Source organism: Flavobacterium sp. (genome assembly GCF_050696275.1).
Taxonomy (GTDB): domain Bacteria; phylum Bacteroidota; class Bacteroidia; order Flavobacteriales; family Flavobacteriaceae; genus Flavobacterium.
Map to the genome: position 1 here is coordinate 1 of NZ_JBOGUT010000064.1, position 1,926 is coordinate 1,926.

Below are 1,926 nucleotides of genomic sequence, written 5' to 3' on the forward strand. Positions count from 1 at the left end.
ATGAAGACAGCAACGGATACAAACGATTGGTGTGTTATCTGGTGCCGGATTCCGGTTACAATGAAGAAGGACTGAAGTCTTTCCTTCAGTCACGTCTTCCGGATTATATGGTTCCCGGGATTTATATCGAATTGGAGCAAATGCCATTAACAAGCAATGGTAAGATAGACAGGAAGCTGCTTCCGAGTCCTAAAGGCTACGAAAGCACACAGGAATACGAAGGGCCAAGGAATGAAATGGAAGAGGATTTATGTGAAATATGGTCGTCTTTATTTGCCATCGAAAGAGTAGGAATCAACGATGATTTTTTTGCTTTGGGAGGACATTCTATTCTGGCTATCCGATTGATTTCGGAAATCAAGAATAAAAAAACCATTGAAATTTCAATTACAGATTTATTCGAAAATCCAACTATCGATAAACTTTCTTTTTTCATTCTGAATGAATGTCAGGAAGAAAAAGGACTTAGTATTCAGCAGCAGGAAAAACCTGAGAGAATTCCTTTGTCATTTGCTCAGGAACGTTTGTGGTTTATCGACAACTGGAAAGGAAGTTTACCATATCATCAGCCATCACTATTCAGAATAAAAGGAAAAATTGATCCAAAAACACTCGAACATGTCTATTTAAAAATCATTGAAAGACATGAATCATTAAGAACGGTCTTTTTGGGTGAAGAGGGAATTCCCTATCAAAAAATCATCGATCCTTCCGGCTGGAAGTTGGATTATATTACAGCATATGAAAATTCGGATCAATCAGAAGCATTGGAAAATTGTATTGAGGAACAAGTGGTTTCTCCTTTCGATTTAGCTAAAGATTTTATGCTTCGGGCCAGTTTGATCAAAGTCTCGGAAGAAGAATATTTACTCTTAAATATCAGGCATCACATCGCTTCAGACGGATGGTCTTTATCTTTATTGATTAATGAATTTGTAGAAATATACAAATCAAAAGTTCAAAATGTGGAGCCTATTTTACCGGAATTAAAAATTCAATATGCGGATTATTCCATATGGCAGCGAAATAATTTTGAAGGAGAAGGATTCGGAGATAAAATAAAATACTGGGAAAATAAACTAAAAGGACTAGAAGTTCTGGAGATGCCAACTGATTTTGAAAGACCTTCCATTCAGAGTGCTAAAGGATCTTATGAGCGATTTTTTATTGATGAAATCCTGACAAACAAGCTTAAGGATATTGCTCAAAGTGAGAAAACAACACTTTACATGCTTTTAATTTCGGTTTATAAAACTCTTTTTTATCATTATACAGGTCAAACAGATATTTGCATAGGAACTACGGTGTCCAACAGGGAAAATAAAGATTTAGAACCATTAATCGGTTTCTTTGTGAATACATTGGCACTTCGCACACAATTTGAAAAACACACTTCTTTTACCGAATTACTGAAATTGGTTAAAACTACTGTTCTTGAAGCTTACGAACATGTAGCTGTTCCTTTTGAAAAAGTGGTAGATAAAATAGAAACAGGCAGAGACAGCAGCAGAACATCATTATTTCAGCATTTGTTTGTATTTAATAATAATCCTGCTCCTGAAATCGAATTGTTTGATGACATCAAAATAATAAATGAACCATTTGCCTCTGAAGATACTATTGCAAAATTCGATATTACTTTCTTTGTGCATGAGGAAGAAAACGGACTGTCTGTTAACATAAATTACTGCACGGATCTTTTTACACAGGAGAAAATGGCGCAGATGCGAAATCATTTCACCAATTTGCTAAACAGTGTTGTAAAAGACAAGGAAGAACCAGTCAGTAAATTAGATTATTTATCTGAAACCGAACGCACAGCTTTACTATCCATTTATCCTTCATCTTCTTTTGAAAGTGCCGGTTTAACGGTATTGGATTTATTTCGAAGCCAGGTGATGTCTAAGCCGGATACGATTGCTTATT

Annotated in this window: 1 protein-coding gene; it reads left to right on the forward strand. The window is 35.5% G+C overall.

The window, feature by feature from the left end; all coding sequences use genetic code 11:
- Positions 1-1,926, forward strand: a 1,926-nt coding sequence (locus ACRDEC_RS16935; RefSeq protein ID WP_431499554.1) for a condensation domain-containing protein, incomplete at both ends; no start/stop codon positions are given.